This window comes from Staphylococcus sp. EG-SA-2 (assembly GCF_017152085.1).
Genome location: NZ_JACYHC010000406.1, coordinates 1 through 6,448 on the forward strand (window position 1 = coordinate 1; position 6,448 = coordinate 6,448).

General features: G+C 34.7%; 7 protein-coding genes. 3 read left to right on the plus strand and 4 right to left on the minus strand.

The window, feature by feature from the left end:
• Positions 1-164 precede the first annotated feature (164 nt).
• Complete coding sequence (locus IDG60_RS04050; protein ID WP_206160517.1) at positions 165-1,190, plus strand: SDR family oxidoreductase; 1,026 nt, start codon at positions 165-167, stop codon at positions 1,188-1,190.
• Positions 1,191-1,283: 93 nt separating this feature from the next.
• Here the strand turns inward: IDG60_RS04050 and IDG60_RS04055 are convergent, their stop codons facing one another.
• Genes IDG60_RS04055 through IDG60_RS04070 form a run of 4 tightly spaced genes read right to left on the minus strand, consistent with a single transcriptional unit; the run spans position 1,284 to position 5,334 of the window.
• On the minus strand, positions 1,284-2,630 hold the full coding sequence (locus IDG60_RS04055) for a PTS ascorbate transporter subunit IIC (protein ID WP_001147974.1): 1,347 nt from the start codon (positions 2,628-2,630) through the stop codon (positions 1,284-1,286).
• 14 nt (positions 2,631-2,644) lie between these two features.
• Positions 2,645-2,929, minus strand: coding sequence for a PTS sugar transporter subunit IIB (locus tag IDG60_RS04060; RefSeq protein ID WP_000699538.1), 285 nt, complete (start codon positions 2,927-2,929; stop codon positions 2,645-2,647).
• A 1-nt stretch (position 2,930) separates the two neighbouring features.
• Positions 2,931-3,374 (minus strand): PTS sugar transporter subunit IIA, encoded by a 444-nt coding sequence (locus tag IDG60_RS04065; RefSeq protein WP_000050762.1) that lies wholly within the window; start codon positions 3,372-3,374, stop codon positions 2,931-2,933.
• Between the two features lie 4 nt (positions 3,375-3,378).
• Positions 3,379-5,334 (minus strand): BglG family transcription antiterminator, encoded by a 1,956-nt coding sequence (locus tag IDG60_RS04070; protein WP_000954271.1) that lies wholly within the window; start codon positions 5,332-5,334, stop codon positions 3,379-3,381.
• A 211-nt stretch (positions 5,335-5,545) separates the two neighbouring features.
• Here IDG60_RS04070 and mepR point away from each other — a divergent pair, with 211 nt between their 5' ends.
• Positions 5,546-5,965, plus strand: coding sequence for a multidrug efflux transporter transcriptional repressor MepR (gene mepR / locus IDG60_RS04075; RefSeq protein WP_000397416.1), 420 nt, complete (start codon positions 5,546-5,548; stop codon positions 5,963-5,965).
• A 106-nt stretch (positions 5,966-6,071) separates the two neighbouring features.
• Positions 6,072-6,448, plus strand: a 377-nt coding sequence (locus tag IDG60_RS04080; protein WP_241013336.1) for an MATE family efflux transporter, incomplete at its 3' end; no start/stop codon positions are given.

Here is a 6,448-nt window from a genome sequence, read left to right on the forward strand (position 1 = left end):
TGATTGGGTATTTGAAAATGGTTAATGATAGTTTTTAAAGGAATAAATTCATTTTCATTTATATAAGTAAGATTAAATACTAGCTACTAAAGTCTATTTATATACGTCAAAATATAATGACTGCTATAATGAGTAATCAATAGACACAAAGAGGAGATTATGTGATGAATAATAAAGTATTAGTAACCGGTGGTACAGGGTTTGTTGGCATGCGAATTATTTCACGATTATTAGAACAAGGTTATGAGGTACAAACAACGATACGTGATTTAAGTAAAGCTGATAAAGTAATTAAAACAATGCAAGACAATGGCATTTCCACAGAGCGATTAATGTTTGTCGAAGCGGATTTATCACAAGATGAACATTGGGATGAAGCAATGAAAGATTGTAAATATGTCTTGAGTGTAGCATCTCCGGTGTTTTTCGGTAAAACAGACGATGCAGAAGTGATGGCGAAGCCTGCCATTGAAGGCATACAACGTATTTTAAGAGCTGCAGAACATGCTGGCGTGAAGCGTGTGGTGATGACTGCAAACTTTGGTGCAGTTGGTTTTAGCAATAAAGATAAAAATTCAATCACAAATGAAAGTCATTGGACAAATGAAGATGAACCAGGCTTATCAGTATATGAAAAATCAAAATTGTTAGCTGAAAAGGCAGCGTGGGATTTTGTTGAGAATGAAAATACAACAGTAGAATTTGCCACAATCAATCCAGTTGCAATTTTTGGGCCATCATTAGATGCACACGTTTCAGGAAGCTTTCATTTATTAGAAAATTTATTGAATGGTTCAATGAAACGTGTACCGCAAATTCCATTGAATGTTGTTGATGTGAGAGACGTAGCTGAACTACACATTTTGGCAATGACAAATGAACAGGCTAATGGCAAGCGATTTATTGCTACAGCTGATGGACAAATTAATTTGTTGGAAATTGCAAAATTAATTAAAGAAAAGAGACCTGAAATAGCTCAAAAAGTTTCTACTAAAAAATTACCAGACTTTATTTTGAGTCTAGGTGCTAAATTTAATCATCAAGCTAAAGAAGGTAAACTTTTATTAGATATGAACCGCAATGTAAGTAACGAACGTGCAAAAACATTACTTGGTTGGGAACCGATTGCGACACAAGAAGAAGCAATTTTAGCAGCAATTGATAGTATGGCTAAATTTCATTTAATATAATACAAAAACACCGTCCATAAGTAAGTGGCTTTCCTCTTGATAAAAGAGGCATTCACTCAATATGTGACGGTGTTTTATATATTTACGTTAACACTATTGCTGTGGCTTTTGACGGCCTTTTAATAAAATTGCTGTCGCACCTACGATAATAATAAATAGAATCGCACCAAATAATCCCATATATTTTACTGCGTTACCGAACACGATACCGACAGTTAAAAAGTCTGTATCTGAGAATGTTGTTGCAGCACCACCTAATTCGCCTAAAAATGGCAAGAATAATAATGGTAAAAACGTGATTAGGATACCATTTAGAGCGGCGCCAGCAACAGCACCTTTAATACCGCCTCTTGCATTACCGAATACAGCAGCCGTTGCACCTAAGAAGAAGTGTGCAACTACGCCAGGTAAAATGACGACGCCACCAAATAAGAATAAGATAAACATACCGATGACACCTGTAATAAAGCTGACAAAGAATCCAATTAATACTGCATTTTGTGCATAAGGGAACACAATAGGGCAGTCTAATGCAGGTTTAGAATTTGGTACAAGCTTTTCAGAAATTCCTTTAAATGCTGGGACGATTTCAGCTAAGATTAAACGAACGCCCGTTAAAATAATAAATACACCAGCAGCAAATGTCACACCTTGAATTAAAGAAAAGACAATAAAGTTTTGACCATCACTAATAGATTCGTGTACATAACTAACGCCCGCAAATAAGCATGCGATGAAGTAAAGTAATGCCATTGTAATCGAGATACTAATTGTACTTTCTCGTAAGAAACTTAAGCCTTTTGGAAATTTAATCTCTTCCGTTGATTTAGACTTACCTTTGAATAATTGACCTACAGCACCTGCGGCAAAGTAACTGATTGAGCCAAAATGACCTAACGCTACTTGGTCATTCCCTGTAATTTTTCGCATCGTAGGTTGGAGTAATGCAGGTAATACTGCCATGATTAATCCTAATACGAGTGCGCCGATAACAATTGTTAGCCAGCCTTTAATATGACTGACTGTTAAAATGATTGCTAAAAACGCAGCCATGTAAAATGTATGATGACCTGTTAAAAAGATATATTTTAAATTAGTGAAGCGAGCAATTAAAATATTAACAATCATGCCACAGACCATGATGAGTGCAGCTGTTGTTCCAAAATCTTTTAAGGCTAGTGAGACGATAGCTTCGTTGTTAGGTACGATACCTTGCACACCAAATGCGTGTTGGAATATTTTGCCGAATGGTTCAAGAGATCGAACGACGACATCAGCACCTGCACTTAAAATTAAGAAGCCTAATATCGTTTTAATGGTTCCTGAAGTGATCGTTGCGGCAGGTTTTTTCTGAACGATTAAACCTATAAAGGCAATCAGTGCAACAAGAATGGCTGGTTGACTTAAAATATCGACTATAAAATTAAGGATTGCTTGCATAGGTCGTACCTCCTTTAAATCATGTTAAGTTGTTGTAATTTTTCTGAGAGCTTTTGTTGTAATTCAGCTTTATCTAAAATATTATCAAGAACTAAGACATCCCCTAGGCGTTCGGCATTTTCAGCTAAATCTCTACCACAAATAAACAAGTCAGCCATCTCTGGACTTGCTGTCATAATGTCACTATGTTCAACTTCGATATCAGATGGTGCATTAAGTTGCCTAAGTGCTTCTTGTGCGTTCATTTCTACCATAAAACTACTTCCTAAACCGTGGCCACATACTACTAAAATTTTCATATTAATCATGCTCCTTTAAAATGTTTTTAATGTCTTGTGCATTTGTTGCAGTTAATAGTTGCTGGACTGTTTGGTTATCGCCCAGTACGGTTGCTAAATTTTGTAATACAGATAAGTGTGAATGATTGTCGATGGCACTCAATACAAAAATGAGAGATGCGTAGTGATCTTCATCACAAAATGCCACATGTTGATTCAACTTTAATAGACTTAAACCAACTTGATGTACGTCATTGTTCGGTCTTGCATGTGCAATTGCAATTTCAGGTGCGATAACGATATAAGGTCCAAGTTCATTAACGCTATCAATCATTGCTTGAACATAGCCTTGTTCAATAATTTGTTCTTGTAGTAATGGCTGAGAAGCTATAGTTATAGCTTCAGTCCAATCATTTACTTGTTCTTTTACAATGATGCGTGTTGTTGACAAAATGTCTAATGACACGTTATTAAACCTCCTTTGTCATAGTTAAAGCAATGTGTTGTTTAATTTTAAAAATATTCCCATCTAAGAAATCTTGTCGATATAAGTCGTTGCTTAAGCATTCGCTTAACTGTCCCAATGCCTTTAAATGTGCATTGGGGTGGTCCGTTGCTAATGTAATTACAAGGTGAACGGGATCGTTAGCTTTACTACCAAAGATAATCCCTTCAGTGAAATATGTTAGTGCGAAACCTACACCATTCTGTACATAATCAGTACCAGCGTGAATAAGTGCAATATGTGGACTAATGACCATATATGACCCGAATTGTTCAAATTGTTTTAAAATTGCAGCTGTATAATTTGAATAGACAATGCCATCATTGATTAAAGGTTGCACAGCCACTGCAATTGCGGATTCAATTGATAATGGTTGTTCATTTATAATGATGCGATGTTCAGGCAATAAATCTGCGAGTGACTTGCCATCAGTTGCCATTTTCATGACTCGTTGTTCTCTTGAGTCATTGATAATTTGATTCAATTTTTGACGAGATTGTTGATTGATAAATGGATCGACATGAATAACTGGTACAGCTGATATTTCACAAGGTACTGTTGAAATGACATAATCAATGTTATCTTGCAATAATCGACTTTCTTCCAATTGATAAATGGAATAGGCATCCCAAATGTGAAACTCAGGATACAGATGATTTAGTTTTGATTTTAAAAGTTGCGACGTGCCTATACCAGAACCACATAGTAAGACAACCTTAATCATTGATTGTTTATGTGTTGCAACACGCTCTATACTTGATGCGAAGTGAATTGTAATGTATGTTAATTCATCTTCGTTGAAGCGAATAGCAGCATCTTGTTCAATTGGGCTAATATGCTTGCTAACGGCTTCAATGATTTGAGGATAGCGACGCATAACTTCTTGCCTCAAAGGATTAGGTTGTAGCATATCGTATTTAATACGATGTATAGCTGGTTTGATATGTGTGATCAGACTGGTATGCAACTTGTTGTCTTTTGACATATCAATGCCTAATTCTTGGCTAACACAAGTGATCAATTCATGTATATTTTGCGATAAATCATGGTATTCAAAGGTAATTGAAGATGCTGTATGTTCGGTCATTTTAGAGCCTAGTAAATGTAACGTGATAAAGATAATTTCAGACTCTGGAAATGTGACATTACAACTGCGTTCTAAGTTTTCTATCATTTTTGAAGCAATAGCATACTGATTAGTATGTCGCCATTTATCAATTTCATTGATAGGTATATCGAACGAAAAATTTTCATTTAAACGCTGAATGGCAATGAGTATATGATAGATTAAGCCATCGATAGCCGACTGAACTAAATGATAATTTTCACTATTTAATGTCTTAATAATGGCACGGCGAACCAATGCGATTGATTCTGAATTAAAGATATCCGCCTCTATAAAAGGTGCAGCTTGTTTCATATATTGATGTATAAAGTGTGCATACGCTTTACGATAATGATCTTCCTCACCAATAACATTGAATCCTTTATTGTGGACATAATTTAACTTTAAATGGTATTGATCTAGTTGGGCTTGAATCATTTTAATATCATCTGCAATTGTCCGACGCGAAACATTAACATCTTGCGCAAGTTGCTTTGTTGAAACAGGATCGGTTGTTTCGAATAACTTTAAAGCGATATGTGTGAGTCGTTCATCTTTTGAAAAATGAATTTGATTTGTTAGATTGTGCTCTAATTCATTTAATAGTGTCGCGTGAGCTGTTGTTACTTTGATGCCTGCAGCTTTATTACGGCTGACTTGGTAATGATAAGTTTCAGCATATTGCTCAATATATGCTATATCATATTGAATGGTACGAGGTGATACACCAAGTTGATTAGCAATGGTATTGATTGGAATAAACGTTTGCTCATGAATTAAAAGATACAAAATTTCGATTTGTCTATAACTTAACAACGTAATATCCTCCTATTTGTAATTGTAAGCGATTTCTTAAAAACGTAGATATGCAATCTCTTTCATATTTTAATCCGAAAAATTGCATATCAAAATGTTTATGGCGCAAGATTTTATAGGAACTTTTAAAATAAATTAGATATTCATGTTGACAATTTAAAAATGTCGCAGTATATTTAGTTAGACATCTAACGAAATGGTGGTGCAATAAATGGAATTCACTTATTCGTATTTATTTAGAATGATTAGTCATGAGATGAAACAAAAGGCTGATCAAAAGTTAGAGCAATTTGATATTACAAATGAGCAAGGTCATACGTTAGGTTATCTTTATGCACATCAACAAGATGGACTGACACAAAATGATATTGCTAAAGCATTACAACGAACAGGTCCAACTGTCAGTAATTTATTAAGGAACCTTGAACGTAAAAAGCTGATCTATCGCTATGTCGATGCACAAGATACGAGAAGAAAGAATATAGGACTGACTACCTCTGGGATTAAACTTGTAGAAGCATTCACTTCGATATTTGATGAAATGGAGCAAACACTCGTATCGCAGTTATCTGAAGAAGAAAATGAACAAATGAAAGCAAACTTAACTAAAATGTTATCTAGTTTACAATAAATGGTAAGTGTGACTGGTAGAAATCAGTCACTTTATCTTTAATATTATAGTTAGATATCTAATTGTTAGTAAGCTAATTATTGGAAAAGACAAGGAGTATTGAACAATGAAAGACGAACAATTATATTATTTTGAGAAATCGCCAGTATTTAAAGCGATGATGCATTTCTCATTGCCAATGATGATAGGGACTTTATTAAGCGTTATTTATGGCATATTAAATATTTACTTTATAGGATTTTTAGAAGATAGCCACATGATTTCTGCTATCTCTCTAACACTGCCAGTATTTGCTATCTTAATGGGGTTGGGTAATTTATTTGGCGTTGGTGCAGGAACTTATATTTCACGTTTATTAGGTGCGAAAGACTATAGTAAGAGTAAATTTGTAAGTAGTTTCTCTATTTATGGTGGTATTGCACTAGGACTTATCGTGATTTTAGTTACTTTACCATTCAGTGATCAAATCGCAGCAATTTTAGG

What these genes read in the sequence shown, in the direction of transcription:
- IDG60_RS04055 (WP_001147974.1), bottom strand. Translation starts at nt 2,630, where the DNA reads ATGCAAGCAATCCTTAATTTTATAGTCGATATTTTAAGTCAACCAGCC.
- mepR (WP_000397416.1), top strand. Translation starts at nt 5,546, where the DNA reads ATGGAATTCACTTATTCGTATTTATTTAGAATGATTAGTCATGAGATG.
- IDG60_RS04050 (WP_206160517.1), top strand. Translation starts at nt 165, where the DNA reads ATGAATAATAAAGTATTAGTAACCGGTGGTACAGGGTTTGTTGGCATG.
- IDG60_RS04060 (WP_000699538.1), bottom strand. Translation starts at nt 2,929, where the DNA reads ATGAAAATTTTAGTAGTATGTGGCCACGGTTTAGGAAGTAGTTTTATG.